The sequence below is a fragment of the Paenibacillus paridis genome (genome assembly GCF_006345825.1).
GTDB lineage: Bacteria > Bacillota > Bacilli > Paenibacillales > Paenibacillaceae > Pristimantibacillus > Pristimantibacillus paridis.
The window spans coordinates 220443-246980 of record NZ_VCIX01000082.1 but is presented as its reverse complement, the minus strand read 5'-3'; the positions used below and the strand labels follow the sequence as shown (position 1 = coordinate 246980).

Genomic DNA, 26538 nt, shown 5'->3' with positions numbered 1-26538 from the left:
CATGACGGCAACCGGGGGGAGATATCCGCATGAAGCGATTTGGAATCAAGGTTTATTTTACGAAGATGGTGCTATGGATAAGCGTGGCGATTCTGCTCCTGATCGTTGCGCTGTCGACGGTCGTCTACATCAACGCCCAGAAGCTGCTGGTGAAGAACGAGTACGCCTCCAATCAGAAGATTCTTTATCAGGTCAAATATAATATGGCGTTTATGGACGAGACGATTGCCAACCTGTGCAAATCGCTTTATCTGAACAGCGATGTGAGCGCGGTCATGTACGCGAAGCTGGAAAATATGGTCGACGTGGCCAACCGCTTGAATAAAGTTACCAGCTCGATCACTTCGACCAATCCGTATATTCATTCCATTACGATCTATAACCGGAATCTGGACCAGACCTACAATGCGGGCAGCCCCGTGTTTTTTCATGACGAATTGCTCGACGCGCTGTACGGCAAGGATCAGCTGCCTCCAAAGATGAAGCCGATCTTCCGCAACATCAGGAAGCTCGTGAACAGCGAGACGAGGCCTGAGCATGTATTCTCCTATTTAATGTATGAAACTTCACCCGACGATCTGAAGCCGGACGGGGTCGTTATTGTCAACGTCAGGTCGGAATGGCTGCTGAATAACATCGCCCAAATCAATATGATCGACAAGCGCAAGGGCGACGGCATCTTCATCCTGGACCAATTCGGAGAGTATCTGAACGACGGCACGGGTGATTATGAAATTATGGAATGGGCAAAAGCCCAATTGTCGGCTTACAGAAGCGCCCATCCGGACACCGATCCGGACGGCTTTTTCGAGGGCGAGCGCGGCGGCGCGCCTTACCTCATCACGTATTCGAATGTCGGGAGCGCCGGAATGACGCTGTTAAAGATACAGCCCGTACCCGAAGTGTATCAATATATCGTCAAACTGCGGACCAGCATTATTTTCATTACGTTGATTGCCTTGCTTCTGGCACTTGTCGTATCTATTCTAATCTCCCGCAAAATTTATCGGCCGTTCGGCAATCTCGTGAATTCAATCCGCATGGATCGGCCGCGCCGCTCGGGCGATGACGAGGTCATCGACGAAATCTCCTATTTGAACAGCGTCTACCGGCAGTCGATGGAGGAGCTCGATCTCTTCTACAAGGAGAAGGACGAATACAAGGATGTAATGCGGCATTATTGGCTAAGCCGGCTGCTGGACGAACGATTCAATATAACGCGCACAGAGCTAGCGGCTTTGTTCAAGGAAATGAGGATTTCATTGCCTGTGGAAGGTTCTTACGCGGTATGCTTATTGAAAATCGACAGCTACAAGGAATTCCAGCAAGCCTACAGCGCCAAGGATAAGGCTACCTTTCGGTTTGCGCTGATTAATATAGCCTCTGAACTCGTCGCCCGGAAATATCCGAACGAAGGAATTGATATGAAGGAGGACCACGTGCTGCTGATCGTCGGTCTTCCGGAGCGGGACGCGTCCGGACCGGTTGAACTGGTGACGCTACTAACCGAGGCGCAGGATGTATTCAGCCGTTACTTCAAGGTAACGTTCACGACTTCGCTCAGCGACCCGGCAGATTCGCTGAGCGGCTTGCATGCGCTGTATAATCAAGCGCAGGACCAGGCGATGTACCGGCTTCAGCTCGGACACGGCTCCATCATTACGAACGCACGCATTCGCAAGAACGCAGAGAATAAAAGAGCCGGCTATTCAAAGGAATTGGAAGACTGGCTCGCGGAGACGATCAAGTCGGGCAACGTTGCCGCTATGAAGGAGGTTCTGGCGAATTTATTCGGAGAGATGGAGAAGCTGAACTATCACAATGCTCTTGTCTCGATCATTCGGCTGGTCGACGCGGCGATCAAAGCGCTGGAGGAAGCGAAGGCGCCCGCCGCACCTGCGCTGCAGATCGCCTCGATTGGCCGCCACATTTTGGAGAAGGAGACGATGGCCGAAATCCATCGGATCGTCCGGGAGGGACTGCAGGATTCCATCAACAAGGAAACGGTCGGCAATGCGGAATCGCTGAACTATTTTCTCGTCGACGCGGTCACGGAATATGTTCATAAGAACTATCGAGATTCCTCCCTGAGCTTACCCGCGATCGCTTCCATTATGAAGATTTCCTCCCGCAGCCTGAGCAAAATGTACAAGGAAGCGACGCAGCTGTCGATTCCGGATCTCATTAACGGCGTGAGGCTGACTAAAGCGGCGGAGCTCCTGATCCAGGAGGATTTGAGCGTCTACGAGGTCGTGCAGCGTGTGGGTTTTACGAACGAAACGTATTTTTTCAGCCTGTTCAAGAAGAAATACAAGGTGACGCCGAAGGAATACGCCTTGCAAAGGAACGTCAATAAATTCATATAGTTCGGCTTCGAGAAGATCGAACCGGAGTTTCGGCGCTGCTGCGCTGAGCTCCGGTTTTTTGCTGCTGTAACGGCCTTATAAATGGTGCAAATGCTGCAATTGAAGCTCCAGCGACGCTTTTTTGCAGGATATTACCGGATTTAAAATATACAATTCTACTTTCCTGGCCTACAGTGAGGTTATCGCTTGTCAGACGCAACACGGAAAAGGAAGTGAGGAATGAATGCTTAAAAGTATCCGGAAAAATGCCGGCTTGTCCATGTTGGCACTGCCGGGCTTCTTGCTCATCATTGTTTTTAATTATGTGCCGCTTTACGGGTTGCTGCTGCCCTTCAAATCCTACCGCTATAATCTTGGCATCTGGAACAGCCCCTCAGTCGGATTCGAAAACTTCGGTTTCCTGTTCAGCGGCGATGTCCTTTACCGCGTATTGAGGAACACGCTGCTCTACAATCTGACCTTCATTGTACTTGGCACGACGCTCTCAGTAATCGTTGCGCTGCTGCTGTACGAATTGAGCCGTCGCTTCGTGAAGGCCTATCAAACGATCCTGTTCATTCCCTACTTTATCTCCTGGGTCGTGGCAGGTTTTGCGTTCCGCTCGCTGTTCGATATGGAATATGGCGTCATCAATCGCTTGCTGGTCTCCATGGGCGAGGAGCCGATCCTATGGTATAGCGATCCGAAATATTGGCCTTATATTATTGTGGTCGCAGCCGTGTGGAAGGGGCTCGGATACAGCTCCGTCATCTATTATGCGGCGTTGATGGGCATCGATTCGGAATATTACGATGCGGCCAAGATCGATGGAGCCAGCAAGCTTAGGCAGGCCTTCTCCATCTCGGTGCCGATCATTAAGCCAATGATCGTCATGCTGGTCATTTTGCAGATCGGCAGCATCTGTTACAGCGATTTTGGTCTGTTCTACAATGTGACGCTGAATTCTTCCTTGCTCTACAGCACCACGGATGTCATCGACACGTTCGTCTATCGGTCCCTGGTCGACCTAGGCGATATCGGGATGGCTTCGGCAGCCGGCTTCTTCCAATCCATCGTCGGCTTCTGCCTGGTGCTTGCTACCAATACCATTGTCAAAAAGATCAATCCAGAAAACTCTCTTTTCTAAGGGGACTGAAAGAACGATGAAAACACATTCGACGACGCTCACTGAACGAAGGGTAACTACCGGTAAGCTGTTCATTCATCTGATTTTTATTGTCTTGTGCGCCGCTTGCATCTTCCCGTTCCTGGTCATTATCGGGACCTCGGTACAGAGTGAGAGCGACATTGTGAAGTTCGGCTACTCTATCATTCCGAAGAACTTCACGCTTGATGCCTATCGCGTCATTCTACACGATCCTGCGATGCTGTTACGCTCGTATTTCGTTACGATTCTGACAACGGTTATCGGCTCGCTCGTCGGGATGTGGGTGACAACCACCTATGCATATGCGATCTCACGCAAGGATTACCGACTGCGGTCGTTTCTCGCTTTCTTCATTTTCTTCACGATGCTCTTTCACGGCGGCATGGTGCCCTCCTACATTCTGATGGTCAAGTGGCTGGGTCTGAAAAATAATTTGCTTGCGCTCATTCTGCCTTACTTAATTAGCGGATGGTTCGTGATGCTGATGAAGGGGTTCTTGCAAACGATTCCAGAGGCGCTCATCGAGTCGGCCAAAATCGACGGGGCAAGCGAGCTGCGAATTTTTGCGCAGATCGTCCTCCCGATCTCCAAGCCAGCACTCGCGACTTTGGGGCTGTTCTTCGCCTTGCAATATTGGAACGACTGGTGGCTGACCCTGCTCTACGTCGAACAAGACCATCTGATTAAGCTGCAGTACTTGCTCATCCGCGTCCTGAAAAACATGGAGTATTTGAATTCGGCGGAAGCCATTGAATATGGACTGGTAAAGCCAGGTATGATGGTCCCTTCCTTGAGCGCCAGAATGGCGATGTGCATTTTGGCCGCGGGGCCGATGCTGCTCGTATTCCCATTGTTCCAGAAATATTTTGTGCAAGGCTTGACGGTCGGGTCGGTTAAAGGGTGATAATTACAACCATAAGGCTTGTCCGCTTGCGGTTGTTAATTATAGATTAAGCACTAAACTAAGGGAGGCATTCCAGGTGAGTCTAAGAAAGAAAAAGGGATCGAAATGGCTTGTAACGGGAACGTCCGCAATTATGGCCGCAATGTTGATCGTCGTCGGCTGCAGTTCGAAGGAAGAGGGGGGCTCCAGCCCAAGCGGCAGTCCCGCGCCAACGGAGCCGGCTACGCAAGCCGCCTCGCCGTCCGCATCACCCGAGGGAGAGGCCGGCAAAGGGACCGAAGAGTTTGTGAAGCTTAGTTGGTACATGCCAAAGCCGATCGACAACATGAAGGATCAGGAAGCGGTCGAAACGGAAGCGAACAAAATCATTAAGGAACAGCTAAACGCTAGTCTGCATCTCAATCTCATTGACAACGCCGGCTGGGAAGACAAGATGAAGCTCATCTCGGCTGCTGGCGAGCCTTATGACCTTGTATTTACCACCTTTGCGTCCAACCGGATCAACGACAACGTGCAGAAGGGCGCCTTCATGCCGCTTGATGATCTGCTGCAGAAGTACGGGCAGAACATTTTGGCGAAGGTCGACCCACGCGCCTGGAAAGCGGTTACCTACAAAGGGAAAATCATGGCTATTCCCGCTCAGACGCCGTATTCACCTGCTGGTGCGCACGTCTTCAAGAAAGATATCGTCGAGAAGTACGGCTTCGACTATAAGAGCGTCAAGAGCATTCAGGATCTGGAGCCGTTCCTGGCCGAGATCAAGAAGAACGAGCCGGACATGATTCCGCTATTGGCTACGGCCAACGGAACGGCTTCCGGCATTACCCTGTACGACTACACAACGATTACGCCAGGCATTTCGTACAGCGAGCTGGACGGAAGCATCGTTAAAATTCTCGATGTTCCTCAGAACAAGGAAAACTACAGAACAATCAACGATTTCTACAAGAAAGGCTACATCGCCAAGGATGCCGCCATAAAGACAGATTATCTGGCTGAAGCCAAATCGGGTAAATATGCCGTTATGCGGGATTCGGGCGGCTACACCGAGGACGGGTCGAAATCGACGGCTACGTACGGCTTCCCAACGGTGGAGACGATGTCCGGTTACCCGACGATCTCGACGAACTCGATGACGTCCGCCGCTTCGGCTATCAGCGCCACCTCCAAAAATCCGGAAAGGGCAATGATGCTGCTCAATTTGATCTGGGGCGACAAGTACCTGCTTAATACGCTGGCTTACGGGGTTGAAGGCAAGAACTACACCGTCAAGACTGGCAACGTGAAGGAAGACAATCCGACGATCGAGGCGACAAGCGGATCGGAACAAACATGGGCGATTTGGCACAACTGGCTTGGGCCACTGTGGGATCAATGGGATTCGAACTGGAACTCCACGGCCGCACTGGAAGCGATGAAGGCCAACAACGATAACGGGAAACCGTCAGGCATTCTCGGGTTCATCTTCAACTCCGAGCCGGTGAAGAATGAAATCGCACAGGTCAGTGCCCTCCAGAAGGAATCGACCCCGATTCTGACAACCGGCTCAATGCCGGACTTCGAGAAGTATTACACGGAGCTGCAGCAGCGGATGAACGCTGCCGGCATGGATAAAATTTTGGCCGAAGCCCAAAAGCAGTTCGATGCTTGGAAAGCGGAAAACAGCTAATACGACGATAAACAGGAAACGGCGGCTTTGCTACAAGGTAGTAGGCCGCCGTTTGTTTAGACCAATTCATAAATCATTATCCAAAGAAAGGGGAATTCATAATGATGTTTAAGGGTATAAGGGGATGGACTGCGTTAAGCTTGTTGACAATTGTATGCGCTTTCCTGGTGTTGGCCCGGCCCCATGCGGTTGCTGCGGATAGTCCACCGGAGGGAGCCGCATATTTGGTAGATGAGGACTTCTCGTTCCTCTCTAATCTGGTGCCCGGCGAGAGCCAGCCTTCCGGCTGGGACATTCGCGCTGCGGGGGGCGCGCTCGTCAGCACATACGCCACAACGCTCAAGGTCAGCGATACGAGCTCCGTTCTTCCAGTATCCATGAGCCGAAAGTTTCCTGCGCAAAGTGAAACGACACTCACGATGGAGTACCGTTTCAAGCCGCTGGCAATTATTAATGGCATTAAGTGGCAACTGCTGGACGGTGATACACCCGGTGTAAGCATCGCGACGAGCGGCGGCAACCTTGTGCTGGAAACGTCCGGCGGCGGCATCCACACGCTGCAAGCCTACTCGGCCAATACGGAGTATGGGATCAAGGTGGTTGCCGATTTGACCTCCTCGCAGGCGGATGTGTACGTTAACGGCGTTAAGAAAGCGACAGCCGCAAGCTTCGCCAATTCGGTCAATGCCCTGAATAGGTTCCAACTGTCAACGGGGGCTTCCTCGACGGGAGACTTTTTCTTCACGCCGCTCAAAATCTACAAAGGTTACGCCGTCAACGAGCGGCTGCTGTCCGTCGTGAGCGGCTTCTTGCCCCAGGATTGGTCAGCGAGCGCCGCCAGCGGCACGATTGCCGTGGAACAGATGAGCGGCGGCAGCTCCTCCCAGCTGTACGTTATGTCACCGCGTCCGGATCTCTACAGCATACGGATGAATGCCGCGTCCGCGACTGGCGCTATGGAGCTTGCCAAGAGCTTCGCCCCGCTGACGGACGATCTGACCGCGGAATTTAAGCTGTTTATCCCGGTCAAGACGAACGGTCTCGCCGCGGAGCTGCGGAGCGGTTCCAATACTGCGCTGAAACTGGTCACGTCGAACGGGAAACTATCGTACCTCGATAGGGATGGACTGCCCGTCGAGCTGTACGATTACAAGGCCAACCTGTGGTACAGCCTAAAGGTGAAGCTGAAGTGGACCTCCTCAGCCCTCTTAGCCGACATCTATATAAACGGCAAGCTGCAGGCCGAGGATATCGAACTGGATGAGGGAATTTCCCTTATCGACGGTATCCGGTTCTCGACCTCCGCCGCCGATAAAGGCACGATGTGGCTCGACGACATTCTCGTATACGAGAATACGCCGCTGCAGGAGGATTATGTGCCGCAGCCTGTTGCCGTAAGCACTGGAGACCAACTTGTCGGGGTACAGAGCTGTCCGATGTGGAGAGAGGGAACTCATCTAGGCTGGGACATGATTAATCCGTTTCCCGACAGGACGCCGTATCTCGGCTTCTATGACGAAGGCAACCCGGAGACGGCGGATTGGGAAATCAAATGGATGGTCGAGCACGGCATCGGATTCCAGATGTCTTGCTGGTTCAGGCCGATCGGCGGCGAGAACGCGCCAGTCAAGGACTCCTTTATGTCCAATGCCCTGCACGATGGCTACTTCAACGCACAGTATAGTGATCAACTTCAGTTCGCGATCATGTGGGAGAATCTAAACTCCAGGGCTGCCGATAGCAACGACTTCCGGACGAACCTGGTGCCTTATTGGGTAGAGTATTATTTTAAGGACCCTAGGTATTTGAAAATCGACAATAAGCCTGTGTTTACCATTTACAATTACAACGAATTCGTCAAGCTTTCAGGCTCGATCATCGGCGCCAAAGCAGACATAGATTACTTGCGGAACGCGGCGATTGCAGCCGGCTTCGACGACCTAATTATACTGAACGTATACAACGGCACTAGCGCACAGGATTTAATCAATCGCCGATCGGCGGGCTTCGACGCGGTTTACGCCTACTCGTGGGGCTCCTTCGGCGGGCATCAAGAATTCCAAAAGCTAAGGCTGACGACCGAAAGCGGTTTCGGAGAGCTTGATGTCATTGCCGGCTTGAGCATGGGACGGGACGATACGGCATGGGGGCTAGCCTCCGGGTATTATGCGACGCCAGGGGAGTTCAAATCGCTGGCGCAGTGGACGAAGGATAGTTATATCCCCTCCTTGTCTGCGGACAATCTAGGCAAAAAGCTGGTCATGCTTGACAACTGGAACGAATTCGGTGAAGGGCACTTTCTTATGCCTGCGGGTCTGGCCGGCTTCGGGTACGTTGATGCGATCCGCGACGTATTCGCGGCTGGGGCAGGAACGCATACGGACGCGGTACCGTCGCAGGATCAGAAAGACAGGATCGGTGTTCTGTACCCTGCGGACAGAATAGTGCCGAACCGTACATTGAGTCCTCCCGCCATTTCTGCCAATTCCGTTGTCTCTTGGGAATTCAACACCGACGGCGACAGCGAGGGCTGGAGCGTATTGAAGCAGATCGTCTCGGCTGGCGTCTCAGATGGGAGCTTTACGGGCACTTCCAATAATACGGACCCCGGCATTATATCCGCAGACCATCTCGGCATACGGGCGGAGGACGTTCCTTACCTGAAAATCCGGATGAAGAATGACGCCAACGATATTGACGGCCGCGTGTTTTTTACAACGGAGCTCGACGGGGACTGGAACGAGACGAAAGCGATGGGCTTCTACGTGAATCCGCAGGATGACGGATATACGGACTACTACGTTGAAATGTGGAGGAACAAAAGCTGGAAGGGGAACATTCGGCAAATCCGGATCGATCCGATCTCAGCGACGGGCAAGATCAGCATCGATTATATCCGGGCGGTCGCGGACGACTCCACGGACATCAAGCTATATTTGGACGGCAAGCGGAGAAGCTTCAGTCAACCGCCGCTTGTTCTGGACAATGTCCCTATGATTCCGATCAAGGATGTGTGGCTGCTGATGGGCGTCAAGTCCGAATGGGACGCCGCGGCGCAGAAGCTGATCGGTGTTTCCGCCAAAGGAGGCAGCGTGCATGAACTGGCGGTCGGCAGCATGGCGGCACTTAAGGATGGTCAGTCCGTGGCGCTTGATCATTCGCCTGTTCTGCTCCCGAACGGCACGGTGCTCGCGCCGCTCACGTATCTCCGGCATGCTTTCGGATCAACCGTGAGCTGGGACGATATCACGGGCAAGATCGGGATTTATCCGGGCGGGGTCCTCTGGGACTTCGAGTTCGCGGACGGCTGGACGGCAAACGGGCAAATTGAGGACAGCGTGGTGTTGGGAGGGACTTTCGATGGCGTTTCCTTGGGCGTCTCCGGCGCGACGGAGCCTGCCATCAGCTCGCCCGACTTGCTGGAGCTGGACGCGGCCTCCATTAAGCGCATTCGGGTAAAACTTCGCAATGGGACTGCGGGGAACGAAGCGCGGATTTATTATACGGTCAATGGAGATACGGCCTGGAATGAGCTCAAGATGATCTCGTCCTACATCCTGCCGAACGAACCGCTCTACCGGGAATATGTATTTGATGCGACTGCGGCTGCCGGCTGGACCGGCGTCATTCGTCAGATCAAGATCGTACCGACTCGGTCTTCCGGCGATTTTAGCCTCGATTCCGTGCAGCTGGATACGGAGACTTCGCTGTCAATCTTGGGCGATAACCTAGTAACTGATCCCGGAATGGAGGGGAAGACGCTTAGCGCGATGACGCAGAACACTGCGCTGGGATTGGACAGCTCGCAGTTTCACAGCGGCCGCCAATCGTTGAAGGTCATAAAGAATGGCCGATACAGCAGTGCGATGTTCAAGCTTAACGGCGTTGTGCAGGGCCAGGAGTATCGTTATTCGATCTGGTCTAAACTGGCGGCCGAACCGACGCTTTCAGAGCCGCTGAGACTTTGTTTGCAGTACACGGTGGACGGACAGGTGAAGCAATTTATCATGTACACAAGTCCGGGGTTAAGCGCACAGAAATGGACACAGGTGCAGGGCAATTACACTATCGCAGAAACAAGCGCCGTTTCCAACGTATACTTGTTCGTCTATACCGAGGTTGACGGCAACCACGATTATTACGTTGACGATGTCGAGGCCAGGCCGGTGACCTATTCGACGAGCCCGACTTGGGTCAACGTTACGGGTTTAAGTTTGGAAGCGGCCACTACCGTCTACTACGGGGAAACGCTGACGCTTAAGCCGACGTTCCAGCCCGCAAGCGGAGTCGGCAACAAGGAATTGATTTGGAGCTCGGATCGTCCGGAAGTGGCGGTTGTCGATATTAACGGCACCGTTTACGGCAAAGGCTTGGGGACGGCGCAGATTTCCGCAATGTCTGCGGATGGCGGCTTCGTGGCTACGACCGCAGTGACGGTTGCACTCAGTCCGAGCCTTGCGGCCAATGCCGTGTTAGAGAGTAATCTTATTGTCGACGGCGGTATGGAAGGAAGCGCACTGCCGTCGGCGTATTATGGCTCTAGCGCGACAGTATCCCTTGTGTCATCGGAGCATCGCAACGGGGCTCAGGGGCTGCGCGTCGTCAAAATGAACAATAATCGGTACGCCGCGGTCTTTATGCCCGTTGCGGTGGAGAAAAGCAAACTCTATTACTATTCCGCATGGGGCAAGTTGGGAGCCGCGCCGACCAGTCCTGGTCTGCTGCGTATCTGTCTCCAATACAAGCTGGACGGCGTAGTGCAACAGAAAATTTTGTTTACGAGCGCGACGCTTGGCTATGCCGGGTGGGTCCAAGCGCAGGGCTTTTACGAGATTCAGGAAACCGGGGTGGTTACGGATACGCGTCTGTATCTCTATACCGAGCAGTTGGGCGCGGTTCAGGATTTCTATGTTGACGACGTCGAGGTTCGGGAAGTGAGCTATGCTGCTACGGGAATCGAGCTGAATAAGAGTGCGACAGTAATTCCGCTCGGTCAGACGGAAACCTTGGTTGCTACAGTGCTGCCTGCTAATGCAACGGACAAGAGCGTCGTCTGGAGCTCGGCCAATCCGGCGGTCGCCACGGTCGATAGTGACGGTACGGTGACGGCCATCGACGAAGGAACGGCCGTTATCACGGCGATGACAGCGGACGGAGGCTTCGTGATGTCCGCGATGGTCAATGTCGATGCGACGGCCCCCATTACGACTGCCGTTCTCAGTCCGGCGCCGGACGGGTCGGGCGGCACGTATGAAGGGCCGGTTTCGCTGACGCTGACGGCGACCGATGGCATATCTGGCATACAACAAACGGAATATAGTCTGGACAGCGGCGCAACGTGGTTGCCGTATTCGATGGCGCTGGAATTCAGTAAGCAAGGCTCCTATACGGTGCAGTACAAGTCAACTGACCTGGCGGGCAACACGGAGACGGCGGCGAGCGTCAGCTTCAGCCTGACAGCAACCGCTACGACAATCGAGCTAAAGGACAGCGAGGGTAACCCGATTAGTGGCGCCATGGTCAAATATTTTGACGGCACTTGGAAGGAACTAGGGGTTACGGACGCCTCGGGCCAAGCGACCAAGTCGCTGCCTGAACGGAGCTATACGTTTTCCATGACTTATCGGGGCGTAACAAAACAGCTGGCTAGGAATACGGCAGTGGATACGGCAGAGGTCGTCTTCCAAACGGTCAAGGCGCGCGTACAGCTTCTGGACAGCGGAGACAACGGGCTTGCAGGCGGCAGTGCGAGAGTATATACAGGCGGCAGTTGGCAGACGATCGGCACGACGGGAGCCGAGGAAATCGGCATGGAGCTGCTTGCCGGCTCCTATACGTTCGGAATGACGTACGAGGGCGCATACAACGAGCTGGTTCAGGATATCGGACACGACGGCACGGTTGTTTTCCGGACGACAAATGTTCTAATTGGGCTGGAGGACGCGCTGGGCAATTCGGTGGACGGGGGTCAGGCTAAATTCTATTCGGGAGGCAGCTGGCGCGTCATTGGCAGCACGGTTGGCGGGAAAGTCCGTAAGGAGCTGCTGCCGGCAACCTACACGTTCGGCATGACCTATGGGACAGCGCTCCCGAACGTTCAGCAAAATATCGCGGCGGATTCGACGGTCGTATTTCAAATACCATAGTCTGTGCCTCAGGTGGATGCCCGGCGAGGATATGGGACCGCCGGGCGATACCCAAAATGAGGGGTTCACATTCTTCGGTGGTACCGTTCGAACAGAATGGACCGATTGGGGCAGCGGGCATAAAACCAACAACGAAGCGGCACAAAGCAAGTTTATAGATAGTGGGGAGCAATGGACATGAAGCGGACATTGATGCTGACGGGAGCATGGCAATTGACAGGCGAGGGAGATGGTGATGACGAAGGGCCGACGGGAAATCAGACGAAAATTGCGATCGAAGCGCAAGTGCCTGGACACGTGCACCAGGATTTGCAAGCGGCTGGGCTGATCCGGGACATAGGATACCGTAAGCAGGCGGACGAATGCGAGTGGGTCGAGCGCTGGCGGTGGGCGTACCGCCGCGAATTTGTGGTTGACAGTCTTGAACTTAGTCGAGCGGTGCTGGAATTTGACGGTTTGGATACGTATTCGGAGATTTATTTGAACGGGACGTGGCTAGCTCGAACCGACAATATGTTCATCCGTTACCGGTTCGACGTGTCGGGGCTTCTGCGGGCAGGAACAAATGAGCTTGCGGTCAGGTTCTGCACCGTAGCCGACGGTGTGGAGGGCAAAGCTTATATCGGCCGCGGCGCGGCGTTTACGAGCGAACGCTTGTATGTGCGGCGCATGCAGTGTACCTTCGGCTGGGATTGGGTAGGCCGTCTTGTAAGCTACGGCATTTGGCGACCGGTTCGGCTCGTATTTGAAGAGCTCGCGGCCATTGACGATCTTCATGTGTATACGAAGGCGATTGATGGCCGAGGAGCTTCAATCGGATTTGCGGTGGAGACGCGCCGGCATAACGTGCAGGCGCTTCGCGTGGAGGCGGCGATCCTCGATCCGGAGGGCCATTCCGTATGGGAATCCTCCAAAAAGCTAATCGGCAACCAACTGGAGCTGTCGGCGGATTTGGCAGAGCCTGCGCTGTGGTGGCCAGCCGGGTACGGTGAACAGCCGTTGTATAGAGCAGTTGCTAGGCTAGTCACGGAGACGGGCGTCGTCGTCGATGTAAGGGAGTATACTTTCGGCATCCGCACGGTCCGCATAGAGCAGTTGCAGGATCAACCCGGAAGCGCGGAAGCGCGGATGACCGACAGGCTGCGCGCGTCCGGAGCGGAATGGGATGCAAACGGAGACCGGCCGGGCAGCGGCTTTGCGCTGCTTGTGAACGGAGTTTCAATCTACTGCAAGGGAGCCAACTGGGTGCCGTGCTCGCCCTTTCCGTCGCGCGTTCCGGCTGCGCATTACGAGCATCTTCTGCGACTGGCTTGCGATGCCGGCATGACCATGCTTCGCTGTTGGGGCGGGGGCATCTATGAACCCGAGCCGTTCTGGAAAGAGTGCGACCGGTTGGGATTACTCGTCTGTCAGGATTTTATGATGGCATGCGGCACTTATCCCGAAGAGGATGCAGAATGGACGGCGTCGTTGGCGATTGAGGCGGAAACCGCCATTCGCTCGCTGCGGAATCATCCGAGCCTCGTCTGGTGGAACGGAGACAACGAAAACGGCATGTTCGGCAATGAAGAAGATCCGGACTACATCGGCCGGGCCATCGCTGAGCGGATTACGGGCCGGCTGTGCGCGGAGTTGGACCCGCAGCGGCCCTTTCTGCCTACCAGTCCTTACGGAGGTATGACGAACAATTCGTTTACGATCGGTACCGCTCATTATACCGGAGCATTATTTGAGATGTTCGATGTCTTCCGCAAGACGGATTTACGCGATTACCGCGCTTATTTTGAGGGCTTGCTCAGTCGGTTCTGTCCGGAGTTTCCGATGTTCGGCACACCCGAGCTTCATACGCTGCGCCGATTCATGAGCGAAGAGGATCTGAACGATCCCGCATTCGATATGCTGGAATATCATACGAAGAACCACCCGGGGCTCGTCGATTTTTCACTCTTTGGGGCGCTTCGAACGCTGGCTGATAAGCTGACGCCGACTCCTGCTTCCAGGGTCGAACAAATTCGAAACATGTCCTTTGTCCAGCACGAATTGACCCGCCTTGTTGTCGAAGCTTATAGGCGCAACCGTCCCTATACGGGAGGAATTCTGTTTTGGATGTACAACGATTGCTGGCCAGCGAGCGGATGGAGTCTCGTCGATTATTACGGGTTTCCGAAGGCCGGATACTACGGCTTCAAACAAGCCGCAAGGCCAGTAATCGCTTCGATCGAGCGAAACAAAGCCGATGGCCGTTATGCATTCTGGGTATGCAGCGACCTGCCGGATGAGGTTCGCGGCAAGGCGAAGCTGCGCATCCTGAAGTTGGACGACGCGGTCGGCTCTGCTGCGGAATGGGAGCGCGACATCGCCTTTACGCTCAGACCGGGTACTTCTTCTATCGTCGCAGATGCGCCGCTCGCTGAGCTTGATGGTTTGCTGTTGAATGACAATCGGATAGCCGTTATGGAGATTACCGGGTCGTTCGGCGTCGAGCGCTGCATTTACTTCGCCGGAGTTCCGGCGGATATGAAGCTGCGGTCCTCTGGAGTGCGAATTGAAACCCGCGTCAGCGGGTCCGAAGGAGGAGGAGAAGTGACCGTAACCGCAGACAAGTTCGCCAAAGCCGTTCTGCTTCATGGTGCCTACGTGTTCTCGGACAATTACTTCGATCTGTTGCCTGGCGAGTCCAGAATGATCGAATACCGCAAGCTTGTCGCTGAGAAACCGACATTGGAAGAGGGCGAACAAGATATCGAGCTGTTCAGTTGGAATTAATCAGTCGTACGTATGAGGAGAATGGAGCTGGAAAGAAATGAGTGGTAATTACCGAAGGGTGCGAGCGCGAGTAGGGGTTAATACTGTTGATCAAGAGCCGTAATACGGGGGACGCGATAATCATGGAGGTCGGCCGTTGGCGAAGAGAGTCCGATTGATAGGCTAATAAAACAAACGATGGAAAGTGTGCGATTTCTTCCTACAGAGAAGTTCCAATGGATTCTACATTGGAACTTTTTTTTTAATGCAGTAGTGTGATTTCCATAGCAATTCCGCAGAAAATGATCTATGTAAAAAAAACTTGAAGGTATTGTTGCCCATCGTCCTAGCCTCATAAAAGTAGTTTCGTCCCCCCACATTGATGGATTGCCCCATCCCGTTAGCCCGTCTCCTTCTTATACAATGAAGCTACAACACGGGAGGAGATGGAAGCATGCAAAGAAATCGAATAGGTGCCTACTTGTTCAGCTTTCCCAGTTTTTTTCTGACAATGGCCCTTGGCGTATATCCGGTATTTTGGGCGCTTCGATATATGTTTTATGAATACCAGGGCTACGGGACGCCTAAATTTATTGGGCTTGAGAACTTTGCCAGAGTGGCGCGTGATACAGAGTTCTGGCAGTCAGTGGCGAATACGTTTGTGTATGCGGGAGGCAAACTGATTATAACGCTGCCGTTATCGCTCATTCTGGCTGTTATCCTAAACCGCAAGCTGCGCGGCCGCCATGCTTTCCGAGCGATCTTTTTCCTGCCGACGATCTTTAGCGCCTCGGTAATGTCCATCGTGTTTTATATTGTTTTTAACTCTTACAACGGAATTATCAACCAATACCTCATCAAGCTGAATATCGTATCGGGTCCCGTCGATTGGCTCGGTGCAGCTCATGCGATGCTAACGATTATTATCATTGCCGTATGGGGCGCTGTGGGCAACTATATGCTTCTCTTCATTGCAGGTTTACAGGGCATTCCTGAGGATGTCTACGAAGCTGCGTCGCTGGACGGCGTAAATCCGGCTCAACGCTTATGGTACATTACGATTCCGATGCTGGGGCCGGTGCTTCAGATGATTATCATGCTGGCGATTACAACTTCTCTCAAAGGCTACGAGAGCATCATGGTCTTGACCGAAGGCGGACCTTTTGGCAAAACGGAAGTTATGTATCTCTACTTGTACAAGTTGTTTTTCCCGCTGACCACGACAGGCACCTCTGTGCAAAATATCGGTTACGGCAGCGCGGTCGGCTTCACGACAGCCATCATCGTCGGTTTGGTCACCTGGCTTTACTTCTGGATGTCGAAAAAGCTGAACAACGTTTATTAAGGGGGGAATAGAACATGACTATTCGTAAATTGCTGGTTCGAACGCCGGTATGGATTTTGCTGATCATTACGGCGGGGCTGATGCTGTTTCCAATCGTAATCGCGCTGCTTGGCTCCTTCAAGACCAATTTGGAGCTGACGACGGGAGCAACGGTGTTCCCTTTAAAATGGCAATTTCAAAACTACGTAGAGGCATGGAATAAAGCTGACTTTTCAGGCTTCACGTTCAATAGCGTATATGTTGCCGTATTCACTACGATAGGGACGCTGCTCGTAGCCGCTATGGCGGCCTATGCAGTCGACCGCGTCGCGTTTAGGGGAAAAAAGCTGTTTATTTTTCTTCAATCGTTCACGCTGTTCATATCGATTGGAGCTGTGGTGCTGAAGCCGCAGTTCAATTTAATGGTAGCTATCGGTTTGCAGAAATCATTATGGGGTGTCATAATCATTCTAATCAGCGCCCACGCTACCGCGTTCTTCATGATCATCGGCTTTTTCCGCGGCATTCCGAAGGATTTGGATGAAGCGGCACTCATTGACGGCTGCAATTTTTATTCGACCTTTTGGAGAATTATTTTGCCGCTCCTTAGGCCTGCACTGGCTGTCGTGGCGCTTTTCACCTTCCGTAACGCATGGAATGAATATATCCTGCCGCTTGTTTTCTCGCTATCTCGTCCCGATCTACAAACGCTGCCTGTAGGGCTCGCGAATTTGAGATACGGTGCAGGAGCAGCTGTAGAAAATCAACTGATGCTGGCAGGTGCATGTATCTCGATTTTACCAATGCTAATCGTATACATTTTTGCTAACCGTTCCTTTATGCAGGTCACGGCTGGTTCGGTAAAGGGCTAATTATTTCATATATTGAGGCGATGGACAACATGAAACAGCTATTCAGAAAGATGTCGCTAAAAAGACGGATTTGGGTCTCTTTTGTTTTGCTCACCGTCGTTTGCATTTCAGTCACGGGAACTTATGTTTCCGTGTTTTTTTCTCGTGAAATGAAAACGCAGGCAACCAAGACAAGTCAGGATACCTTAAACAAAACGGCGCAGGTGTTTGACGAGCGGCTGCGGAATATCGTCGTCTCTGTGTCTACGCTCATGATGGGCGAGCCGTTCCAGCGTACGATGCGTGATGTTCAAGCAAGCAACAGCAAGGAATATTATAACCGCCTCTCCCAGATGCAAACCCCTTTTGCCCAAATGATGCTTGCCGAGCAGTCGATTGATTCTGTGCTGGTGCATACGTCCATCGGCGACTTTTACCCGACAGAGAGCAAGCGCAGCTCGTTTCACTTCACAGATACTTTCATTAATGCCATGATCCTGAAAGCGCCGAAGCAATGGGCGACGCTTTGGGTAAGCGGGCACACCGATCAGTTGTTCAGCCGAGGAAATTCAGTTATTTCTTTAATCATCAAACCTCTATACGAAATGCAGCTGCCAGGCGTTTATGTCATCGTCAATATTCGGGAAGATTATTTGGAAGAACTGATACAGGCACATCTGCAGGAGGGCAGTCTGCGGCAGCTTGTCGTGGATCGCAGCACTGAGCAGGCTGTATTTTCCTCGGAGGCAAGTTTGCCCAAGGATAACAAGCTGCTCTATGAACAGGTAGCCCTCAGCAGCAGAGGCCATTTTGAATATTTATCGGAGAGCAATGATCCCTTTTTGGTGAACTATGTTGCGCTTGGCATGAATCCGGATTGGGTTCTTATCGGCTACCAATCCAAATCCAAGCTGCTGGAGCCCGTCCAGCACATGCGCTGGACGATCCTTACGATTATGGGGGTTTGCGTCGTATTGGCACTGGTCATGTCCAGCATGCTGTCGGAGCTTCTGTTAAAGCCGCTGTCGAAGCTACGCAACCTAATGCTCAAGGTTGAACAGAACCAGCTTGACGTGCGTTTCGAGAGCGTATTTGAAGATGAAATCAGTCAGGTAGGCCACAAGTTCAACCGAATGCTAGGGCAAATCAGTGAACTCATTGAAGAGGTCAAAGTATCCGAGCAGTCGAAACGGAAATCAGAAATCAAGGCGCTGCAGGCCCAAATCGACCCCCATTTTTTGTACAACACCTTAAATACGATTTATTGGAAAAGCGAGATGGAGGAGCAGCAGGATGTCAGCGGCATGATCGTGTCGCTGTCGCTTCTATTCCGGCTCGGCCTTAATAATGGCAAGGAGATCACGACGCTTCGGCAGGAGCTTGAGCATGTTGCGCAATATTTGAAGCTGCAGGCGATGTGTTATCCTGATTTGTTTGCCTATGAAATGCCGGCCGTGGATGAGGAGCTTATGAATATACCGGTGCTCAAAATTATCCTGCAGCCGCTCGTGGAAAATTCGATTTTGCATGGCTTGCAGGAGCTTCCGCATCCTGGGGTCATTCGAATCGAGGTGGCTGCGGCGGAGGGGATGTTGATGCTCACCGTAACGGATAACGGAAGCGGGATGGATGCAGCGCGCGTAGAAAAAATGCTGAACGGCGCTGACACGGAGCGTACAAGCTACGCCCTCTCTAATGTAGCAGCCAGATTATCGCTATATTACGGGTATAAGGCTGCAATGAAGCTCGAAAGCGAGCCGGGCGTCAAAACGTCGGTTACGCTAATCATGCCTATTCAAGAGGTGATCAACGAATGAACGGGATAACGATGTGCATTATCGATGATGTGAAGACAGTCATAGACGGCATTCTAAAGAAGATTCCATGGTCGGAGCACGGCATCGAAATCGCAGGCACGGCTATGAACGGCAAGGATGGCTTGCAGCTCATCAAGGACAAGCATCCCGATATCGTGATGACGGATATCCGGATGCCGATGCAAAGCGGAATCGATATGGTTCGCGAGTTGAAGGAGAACGGCGAGCTAAGCCCGCAAGTTATTTTCTTCAGCGGCTACACTGACTTCACTTACGCGCAGGAGTCGGTCCGGCTTGGGGCATTTGATTATTTAGTCAAGCCGTTTACCACCGAGCAAGTGGTGGACGTGGTACTGCGCGCTAAAGCCAAAATTGAAGCGCAAAGGCTAGCGCAGGTGGACCGGCTGGCACTGGAGAGAAAGGTAAGGGAGAGTCTGCCTTATTTGCGGCAGGAGTATTTCCGATTATTGATCCGCCATGACGAGCTGCCAGAACGGGCATATGAGAAATGGGACTTTCTCGGAATCGATATGGGAACCTGCGGTTTTGTCGCCATGGCGGTGCAAATTGACGGCTTAATGAACGAGCGTTCGCCATTGCCTGTACGAGAGGTAGAGCTTATCCGGTTTGCGATTCAGAATATTTTGGAGGAAACGATTAAGAAGCAAGGCAAAGGAATCGTATTTCGGGAGCATTTAGGCCAGTTTGTCGTGCTATTGAACCCGGAGCGGGAAGTCGATGTACTCGCAATCGCAGAAGCTTGCAGGCATCATGTTAATCTTTATGCGAAACGTGATATTTCGATAGGCGTCGGAGGCTGGGTAGAAGGCATAGGGGAAATCGCGCTGTCTTATGAACAGGCCAAAACGGCACTCAGCTATCAATTTTATTCCGGAAGCGGCTGTATTATTTCCTACCGTGATATTGAGCGGCAGGATCATATTACGCCTCATTATTCCGCAGACAAGGAGACGGAGCTGCTGTATTGTCTGCGTTCGGGCAACCGGGAAGGAACCGATCGGCTGCTTGCCAGCATAGCAGAAGAATGTCTCCGCTATCCGGCTCCGCCTGATCCGGATGTGATGACCAACTTATTTTACGGATTGGCCTTCTCTATGTACCGCGTCATTGCCGAGAAAGCGGACACGAAGCAGCGCATTTGGCTAGATGATCGCTTAAACGCCATGAAGAAGGGGCGCTACCTCTCGACGGAAGAGCTGATCAGAGATGTGAGGGAACTGGGGTTAACCGGGAGCGAATGGGTTCAGAAGCGCCAGAAAAATGATGTGGGCCAACTGATCCACCAAGCCGTCAATTACGTGAGCGGCCGACTGGGCAGCGACTTGACGGTACAGGAATGCGCAAGCGTTGTCCATTTAAGCCCCAGCTATTTCTCGAATTTATTCAAGAAGGAAATCGGGATGACGTTTATGCAGTACGTAACGACCGCGCGAATGGAACGGGCCAAGGAGCTGCTGCTGGAAGGCATGCAGGTGCAGGATATCACCTTTGAGCTCGGCTATCGGGATCGGCCATACTTCAGCGAGCTGTTCAAGAAGCATACCGGACTGACGCCGACGGAATTCCGCGGCAAATACGAAAGCACGGAGAGCAAAGGCGAATCAGAGTGATTTTCCCCTCCTAGGATCGTGTTTTTGTCCTTCATGGGATGAAGCGCTTAGGTGCTACAATGAGGGCAGCAAGGTGAACCGGACGGGTTATACCGGAGGTACACCACTTGCCACACAAAGGGGAGGTACGACAGATGAAGAAAAGTTTTGTAGCGAAGAGTACACTTTCGGTCTGTTACTTACTGGTTTTGGCTTTAATGCTGGCAGCATGCTCGACGAATAACGGGTCGAACGAAAATTCAGAAGCTGCCGAGGGCAGCGGCGGAACGGCCAAGACCAAAATTGCTTATTGGACGATAGACCGCCACGATATGGATTACATGCAGCAGCAGGTGGATAACTATAACGCGACAAACACGGATAATATTGAAGTCGAAATGAAAGTCATGGCAGATAATTATAATCAGGCGGTAGAGGTTGCTTTTGCCAGCAATCAGGCACCTGACATTTTCCGCAGCGGCGATTTCCAAACCTATGTGAACAAAGGATATTATGCTCAGCTTGACACGTTGTTAAGCGATGAGTTTCTAGCTAAATTTGATGGCTTGCTGGTAGATGACATTTACACCAAAGATGGACATGTGTATACGCTTCCGAACACCGGCCAATTTTGGCGTTTGCTTTACAATGTGGATTTGATGGAGAAGGCTGGCTACACCGAGCCTCCTAAGACGCTTGATGAAATGGTTGAAATGGCCAAAAAAATAACGGAAATCGGCAAGTCCGAAGGCGTATACGGCTTTGCGAGCAACTTTAAAAATGGTTCCGGCTTTACCCGCCCGGCGTTTGCGTCCGGCTCGCTAGGCTCGGAATCCAGCCATGAAGGCTTTAACTTCCAAACGGGACAATTCGACTTTGGCATGTACGGCGACATTGCTCAGGCGCTTCGCCAAATTAAAGTGGATGGCAGCATGATTCCAGGGGCGGAATCGCTTGATATTGATCCGCTGCGCGCACAATTTGCACAAGGGAAAATTGGGATGTACGTGAATCATTCCAGCGAGCCTGCGGTATATACCTCGCAGTTCCCGACGGATATTCGCTGGGCATCGACACTTGTGCCTACGAAGGATGGCCAAATTAATGGCGTTTCGTGGGTCAATGCAGGCGGCTATATCGGAATTAGCGCCAAATCGGACAAGCAGGAAGCTGCCGTGAAGTTCCTCGAGTATTTGTATAACGTAGAGCTTCGTTCAGAATACCAAGAGAAGGGCCTTGGCCTCTCTGTTCTGCCTTATGTCAATGAGGTAGCAGGCAAGCCGGAGCTGGCTGGGATTGAAGGGTTTCTTCCAACCAAGTATGACGGTATTTATCCGGCAACGCCTCTTTCGATCACGGAGACGAAGCTCGAGGGCAAGAAGTTCACCGATGTGTTCATTGAATATATATTGACGGGCAATCAGGAGCTTGGCACCGCGATTGAGGATTTGAACGCCAGATATGGCAAGGCGCTCGAAGCAGCTCGTAAAGAAGGATTAACGAATGTTCAGGCTAATCCCTCATTCAGCGCCAAGAGCCTTCAAGGCTCCCTAGGCGAATAGGTTTTCAACTGAAGGAGAGACTGCCTGCCCAGGCGGTCTCTCCTTCTTGCATTAGCTAAAGAGGAGGAGCTCGAATGGACCATTTATTCTTTCGTGCAGAGCAAAGAAGCGAATGGGGAGAGCAGTTCAAACAGCTTTTTCCCAAGCAAGCGCTGGAAGCCATTGCAGAGGCAGACCGTTGGTGCGCAGGCAACCGTTTGGTTTGGAAAAACCTCGAAATCGACTTGGGTGATCCTGTGGACTGGCTTCATAATCCGACGGGAGATAAGGAGTTTACATGGGGAATCAACCGCTTCAAGCATCTCCGCTGCTTAGGCATCGCTTATGCCTGTACCGGCGACGAGAAATATGCCGCCAAAGCCTTGGAGCATATCTCGGGATGGATAGACTCCCAGCCATGTCCGCGCAATTTGCCTGCGGAGGAACTAACGTATTTCCAAAGGCCAGGCCCTTGGCGGCTGTTGGAGACGGGACTTAGGCTCCGCCAATGGGTGTATGCCTATCATTTTTTCTATGGATCGGACAGCTGGAGCGGTGAACGGGAGCAACGGTTTTATGAGTCGGTGAAGGAGCATGCCTGGTTCCTCTCTACCTTTACGGCAAGTATCGAAATCAATCATTCGATTATGCATATGATCGGTCTGCTCAGCGCGGGGTTAACCTTTGTGTCATGGGAGGAAAGCGAGGGCTGGTGCACCAAAGCGGTCGAGAGGCTGGAGGATTGTATCCGCGTACAGGTATTGCCTGATGGCGTCCACACGGAGCTTACTCCGCATTATCATATGGTGTCGCTTGAGCTATTTGTCGATTGCGCAGTCATGCTGAAAAAACGCGGGCACGCCTTCTCGGCCGAATTTGAGCGCATATTGGCAGGGATGATGCGCTTCGCGGGTTGCATGACGAGACAGGATGGCACGATGGCTCCGTTCGCGGATTCTTATGCGAGCCAGCCGCCCGATCTCAACGCGGCGGCCCTTTATTATGATGATCCGAGCTGGGTGCTTGGCGAGCAGCTGCATGAGCAGTTTTGGACGGTAGGGCCTAAGAGAATTCACGGGCTTCTTGATGAGGCTGGGCAAAACCGCGCTTCGGTAATCTCAGATGATTTGAGGCTCCCCTTCGCTTTCCCGGCAGCCGGGTATTATGGGCTGGGCAACGAAGAACAAAAGCTGATTTTTGATGCTGCCGCATTAGGCGGCCCGCATGGGCATGCGGATGCATTATCTTTTGAATGGTGCGCGTTCGGTGAAGCCTTGTTTGTTGACCCCGGCACTTACACGTATATGGAAACGCCATGGCGCCGCTATTTCAAAAGCACATCCGCGCATAACACCGTGCTTGTGGATGGGCAGGACCAAACGCCGTACTTGCGGACGCAAAGGTGGGGCGTGCCTGAAGCGGTTGTTTCCTTGCTAGCATGGGAGCTAGAGACGCAAATGGTTTGTGCGGAGCATGACGGCTATGCGGGGCGCGGAATTAGGCATAGGCGAGCCGTGTGGTTTCTGGACAGCGGGGAATGGGTGATTTATGACGCTTTGACGGGAGAAGGAGAGCATACCTTCCAGCATCGGCTTCATACCAGACTATTGGAGTGGCAAGTAGAGAAGCTTCCCGCAGCCCAGAACGCGCTATATTTTGCGAAAGGCAGCGGCCTAGATGGAGGATCATCATCGCTGGGCTGCGAAATGCTGGTCTTCGGACCGGAATCGATGGAGTTGGACGTGGAGGACAGCTGGGAATCGGTTCATCCGATGACGATGCAGCCGCTAAAGGTGCTGCAGAGTTTATTGACGTCGAAGCAAGGCGGCTGGTTTATTACCGTGCTGAAGCCTTGCCGTAAAAACGGTGAGATCATGCCGGCGGAGTGGAGTATCCGCATGGATGCGCATAACGTACCCGTTCTAAGCTTAAACCGAGCGGAAGAGAAAAAAGATTTTCATATGCCAGTGTGACAAATGCCGGTGTGACAAAAACGGAGGTGGCGGATGTGGAGGACTTCAACGGATTTATTTCTCATTATCTCATTTCAGGACCGCAATTTACTGATTTTATCGCCGATCAAACGGACAAAAACCAGATTCGCTTTGAACAATATATGCGATCGATCGTTGCCGAACGAGATAAGCAGGCTCCCTCCGGCCCGATCCGATTGGGCCAGCCGAGCGAATTGGGACTCTCATGGGAGTATTATTATCCGCGCAGCGGCTTTGTGAATATTAGCCAGTTTTCGGTCACGCCGAAAAAGGTGGAGCTGCTAGCGGCAACAGGGCTTGTTGTACAGGAAGATATAGATGTGCAGGCTGTTCTATGGACTTACACCGCAGTGGATATATGGCTTGGCGAGCAAAAGGTTTGTTCCGTTGAGGTACCGGTATACAAGCCGATTATGAAGAAGGAAATTACGTTGTCTCTCAAAAAAGGCTATAATTCCTTGCTCATTCGCATGCAGAACTTGGCGGTTCGGGACACAAGAAACATATTCGGGATTCAACTGTTGGACAAATGGGAGGACATTGAATCCGTGCTTCCAGACGCAGAGAACGCAAAACCGTTCCTTGCCTTGGATCAGTGGTTATCCAATATTAAGATGAATGGAAAGCGGATATTTTTCCCCGGAAATCCTCCGTGTCCGGTCTATCTGACCTATCGCGATATCCACAATGACGAGCAGCGTGCCGACATCAGCGGCATGAGTCATGTGGATGTGCACGAAGATGAGCTCATGGCTGTCGTTTATGGGGAAATTGGGAATAAGCGGCTTTCCCGCAAAATCGAATTGCTGCAAAACCGCAAGCCTGTTTATCGCAAAACCGAGTCTTCCGCCGAAAGAAGCCAGCATATGTTTGAAGAGCTTGCTGCTTTAGGGGCGGGCCAGACGTTCGAGCCGCTGCGTTTTGGATTGTTTTACGTGCTGGCACGTTGGGAGCTCGGGAAGAAAGCCGTTCATGACGAGGCTCATATCCGGCAGGCATTGGAACAAATAGAGCGAAGGGAAGACTGCTCGGACTTTTTCCTGGCAGGGCTTCTCCGCCTGATGCGCTCCCACTCTTTGCCTAGTTCCTTGTCCGCTCAGGCAGAGCAAGCCATTCTGAATTATCGCTATTGGATGACCGAAGACGGCTCTGACGGGATGTGTTTCTGGAGCGAGAATCATGCGCTGATGTTCTATATTTGCGCTTATATGGCGGGCTTGCAATACCCGGATCGCTTGTTTCCTAGGTCAGGACGCACGGGAGTCGAAGTCAGCAAGGTGGCAAAGGGCAGGATTCAGCAATGGCTCGGAGATTTAGAAGAATACGGCTTTGAAGAATTTCTAAGCGCGGATTATATGTGCGTAACCTTAGGCGCTTTATTAAACGTTGTGGATTATATGGAGGAAGAGGAGTCTGGCAGGGCTGCACGCTTGGTGAATTCGATGCTGCGGTCGTTTGCTTGCCATACCTTCCGGGGCTCTATCATCGCCCCGCAGGCGAGAATTTACCGTTCGGTTATTCTTCCGTTTACCCAATCCGCCCAGTCGTTGATGAGCTTGCTGAACGGAGATGCTCCGGTTGGCAATAGCGAGTGGATGGTCTTCCTAATGAACAGCAGGTATCAGCTGCCTGAATCATTTGTCTATCTGATGGAAGAGCCATTGGAGATGGAATACCAAACCGGCAATGCTTGGGTTATGCTGAACAAAGAAAGGGATTATATGCTCACCTCCGTCCAATCGCCGAGGCAGGATACGAATCCGATTTTCTGGGAAAATATCAGCTTTGACGATTCCGCAGACATTGAATCCAATGACTATATCAAGTCCTTCAATGAGCGCTTTCACGGCACTTCCCGATTTGAGCCGGGGGTGCAAGGCTATCAGCAGCATATGTGGTATGCGGCACTGGATAATGATACGGTTGTATTCACGAACCACCCGGGAGAGATGACGGATGATGGCGGCATGCGTCCGGGCTATTGGTACGGGAATGGCATCATGCCCGCCATTAAGCAGCAGAAGAGCATGCTCGGTGCCATCTACGATATCGGCGAGGAGCATCCGGTTACCTTTACGCATCTATTTTTTCCAACCAGTAAATTTGATACGGTGTCACAGAGTGGGCAGTGGTTGTTCGGACAAAAGGATGGCGGTTACGTAGCCATATGGAGCAGCGGCGAACTGGTGCCGCATAACGATCAGCTGTTTGAGTGCGAATATCGGTTATATGGGAAGCGAACGGCCTATGTATGCCAGTGCGGTTCGAAAGAGGAGTTTGCAAGTCTCAGTCAGTTCCAAAGCTATTGCGAGCAGCTATCCCCTGTATTCGATTCAACGAAGCTTCAGCTGTTTGCTTCAAACGGTTATGAGCTGACCTTTGTACAAAGCGAGAACAAAAGCCAATATGTTTAAATTTAAGCGA

General features: G+C 52.4%; 14 protein-coding genes. All 14 read left to right on the top strand.

The window, feature by feature from the left end:
* The first annotated feature begins 29 nt into the window (after nucleotides 1-29).
* The 14 genes from FJQ58_RS11655 (at nucleotide 30) to FJQ58_RS11595 (ending at nucleotide 26528) form a co-directional block, all read left to right on the top strand.
* A complete protein-coding gene (locus FJQ58_RS11655; protein ID WP_139993492.1) occupies nucleotides 30-2366 on the top strand; it encodes a helix-turn-helix domain-containing protein in 2337 nt (778 codons plus the stop codon).
* Between the two features lie 223 nt (nucleotides 2367-2589).
* Entirely contained in the window at nucleotides 2590-3492 is a 903-nt protein-coding gene (locus tag FJQ58_RS11650; RefSeq protein WP_139993490.1) for an ABC transporter permease, read from the top strand.
* 16 nt (nucleotides 3493-3508) lie between these two features.
* Nucleotides 3509-4417, top strand: coding sequence for a carbohydrate ABC transporter permease (locus tag FJQ58_RS11645; RefSeq protein ID WP_139993488.1), 909 nt, complete (start codon nucleotides 3509-3511; stop codon nucleotides 4415-4417).
* Between the two features lie 76 nt (nucleotides 4418-4493).
* Nucleotides 4494-6086, top strand: coding sequence for an ABC transporter substrate-binding protein (locus tag FJQ58_RS11640; protein ID WP_139993486.1), 1593 nt, complete (start codon nucleotides 4494-4496; stop codon nucleotides 6084-6086).
* Between the two features lie 101 nt (nucleotides 6087-6187).
* Nucleotides 6188-12232: an Ig-like domain-containing protein gene (locus tag FJQ58_RS11635; RefSeq protein ID WP_139993484.1), complete on the top strand. Its 6045-nt coding sequence runs from the start codon at nucleotides 6188-6190 to the stop codon at nucleotides 12230-12232.
* A gap of 16 nt (nucleotides 12233-12248) precedes the next feature.
* Nucleotides 12249-12413 carry a hypothetical protein gene (locus FJQ58_RS32315; protein WP_162341449.1) on the top strand — a complete coding sequence of 55 codons (165 nt, stop codon included), beginning with the start codon at nucleotides 12249-12251 and terminating at the stop codon, nucleotides 12411-12413.
* Complete coding sequence (locus FJQ58_RS11630; RefSeq protein WP_162341447.1) at nucleotides 12410-14998, top strand: beta-mannosidase; 2589 nt, start codon at nucleotides 12410-12412, stop codon at nucleotides 14996-14998. Before FJQ58_RS32315 ends, FJQ58_RS11630 begins: the two co-directional genes overlap by 4 nt.
* A gap of 433 nt (nucleotides 14999-15431) precedes the next feature.
* Complete coding sequence (locus FJQ58_RS11625; protein ID WP_139993480.1) at nucleotides 15432-16322, top strand: carbohydrate ABC transporter permease; 891 nt, start codon at nucleotides 15432-15434, stop codon at nucleotides 16320-16322.
* Nucleotides 16323-16336: 14 nt separating this feature from the next.
* Nucleotides 16337-17173: a carbohydrate ABC transporter permease gene (locus FJQ58_RS11620; RefSeq protein WP_139993478.1), complete on the top strand. Its 837-nt coding sequence runs from the start codon at nucleotides 16337-16339 to the stop codon at nucleotides 17171-17173.
* A 29-nt stretch (nucleotides 17174-17202) separates the two neighbouring features.
* Nucleotides 17203-18969, top strand: a complete 1767-nt coding sequence (locus tag FJQ58_RS11615; protein WP_139993476.1) for a cache domain-containing sensor histidine kinase — start codon at nucleotides 17203-17205, stop codon at nucleotides 18967-18969.
* Nucleotides 18966-20600 carry a response regulator transcription factor gene (locus tag FJQ58_RS11610; RefSeq protein ID WP_139993474.1) on the top strand — a complete coding sequence of 545 codons (1635 nt, stop codon included), beginning with the start codon at nucleotides 18966-18968 and terminating at the stop codon, nucleotides 20598-20600. The genes FJQ58_RS11615 and FJQ58_RS11610 overlap by 4 nt, the downstream gene beginning before the upstream one ends.
* 134 nt (nucleotides 20601-20734) lie before the next feature.
* Entirely contained in the window at nucleotides 20735-22141 is a 1407-nt protein-coding gene (locus tag FJQ58_RS11605) for an ABC transporter substrate-binding protein (RefSeq protein ID WP_139993472.1), read from the top strand.
* A gap of 74 nt (nucleotides 22142-22215) precedes the next feature.
* Nucleotides 22216-24093, top strand: coding sequence for an alginate lyase family protein (locus FJQ58_RS11600; RefSeq protein WP_139993470.1), 1878 nt, complete (start codon nucleotides 22216-22218; stop codon nucleotides 24091-24093).
* 35 nt (nucleotides 24094-24128) lie between these two features.
* The gene (locus FJQ58_RS11595) at nucleotides 24129-26528 is read left to right on the top strand and encodes a hypothetical protein (RefSeq protein ID WP_139993468.1); all 2400 of its coding nucleotides are present in this window, start codon (nucleotides 24129-24131) and stop codon (nucleotides 26526-26528) included.
* The last annotated feature ends 10 nt before the right edge of the window (nucleotides 26529-26538 follow it).

What these genes read in the sequence shown, in the direction of transcription:
- FJQ58_RS11655 (WP_139993492.1), top strand. Translation starts at nt 30, where the DNA reads ATGAAGCGATTTGGAATCAAGGTTTATTTTACGAAGATGGTGCTATGG.
- FJQ58_RS11650 (WP_139993490.1), top strand. Translation starts at nt 2,590, where the DNA reads ATGCTTAAAAGTATCCGGAAAAATGCCGGCTTGTCCATGTTGGCACTG.
- FJQ58_RS11645 (WP_139993488.1), top strand. Translation starts at nt 3,509, where the DNA reads ATGAAAACACATTCGACGACGCTCACTGAACGAAGGGTAACTACCGGT.
- FJQ58_RS11635 (WP_139993484.1), top strand. Translation starts at nt 6,188, where the DNA reads ATGATGTTTAAGGGTATAAGGGGATGGACTGCGTTAAGCTTGTTGACA.
- FJQ58_RS32315 (WP_162341449.1), top strand. Translation starts at nt 12,249, where the DNA reads ATGCCCGGCGAGGATATGGGACCGCCGGGCGATACCCAAAATGAGGGG.
- FJQ58_RS11630 (WP_162341447.1), top strand. Translation starts at nt 12,410, where the DNA reads ATGAAGCGGACATTGATGCTGACGGGAGCATGGCAATTGACAGGCGAG.
- FJQ58_RS11625 (WP_139993480.1), top strand. Translation starts at nt 15,432, where the DNA reads ATGCAAAGAAATCGAATAGGTGCCTACTTGTTCAGCTTTCCCAGTTTT.
- FJQ58_RS11620 (WP_139993478.1), top strand. Translation starts at nt 16,337, where the DNA reads ATGACTATTCGTAAATTGCTGGTTCGAACGCCGGTATGGATTTTGCTG.
- FJQ58_RS11615 (WP_139993476.1), top strand. Translation starts at nt 17,203, where the DNA reads ATGAAACAGCTATTCAGAAAGATGTCGCTAAAAAGACGGATTTGGGTC.
- FJQ58_RS11610 (WP_139993474.1), top strand. Translation starts at nt 18,966, where the DNA reads ATGAACGGGATAACGATGTGCATTATCGATGATGTGAAGACAGTCATA.
- FJQ58_RS11605 (WP_139993472.1), top strand. Translation starts at nt 20,735, where the DNA reads ATGAAGAAAAGTTTTGTAGCGAAGAGTACACTTTCGGTCTGTTACTTA.
- FJQ58_RS11600 (WP_139993470.1), top strand. Translation starts at nt 22,216, where the DNA reads ATGGACCATTTATTCTTTCGTGCAGAGCAAAGAAGCGAATGGGGAGAG.